The sequence below is a fragment of the Pseudomonas sp. P7759 genome (assembly GCF_013386445.1).
GTDB lineage: Bacteria > Pseudomonadota > Gammaproteobacteria > Pseudomonadales > Pseudomonadaceae > Aquipseudomonas > Aquipseudomonas azotoformans_A.
The window spans coordinates 1-363 of sequence record NZ_JACART010000144.1; the positions used below are offsets into that span (position 1 = coordinate 1).

Sequence of the window (363 nt, forward strand, 5' to 3'; positions counted from 1 at the left end):
GTGAACCTGGTGGACAACGCCCTCAAATTTGCCGGCGCCGCACAACTGGAAGTCGGCTCCACGGCCAATGGCGAACTGTCGATCAAGGTCCTGGACAACGGCCCCGGCATCGCCGAAGACGAACTGATCCAGGTGATGCAACCCTTCTACCGCGTGGAAAGCTCCCGCAACCGCGGCACCGGCGGCACCGGCCTGGGTTTGGCGATCGCCCAGCAATTGGTGGTAGCGATTGGCGGCACACTGACCTTGAGCAACCGGCCAGAAGGTGGGTTGTGTGCGCAGATCAAGATCAGCCTATAGCCTCACCAGAACCGAACGGCTGGTTCGCCCTTGCTTTTGCTCCACACCACTCAAGCCGGCTGT

General features: G+C 61.4%; 1 protein-coding gene. It reads left to right on the forward strand.

Annotation, left to right across the window (positions count from 1 at the left end; all coding sequences use genetic code 11):
• A partial coding sequence (locus HX823_RS31720; protein WP_177078595.1) for an ATP-binding protein occupies positions 1–300 on the forward strand: 300 nt, incomplete at its 5' end.
• Positions 301–363: the final 63 nt, after the last annotated feature.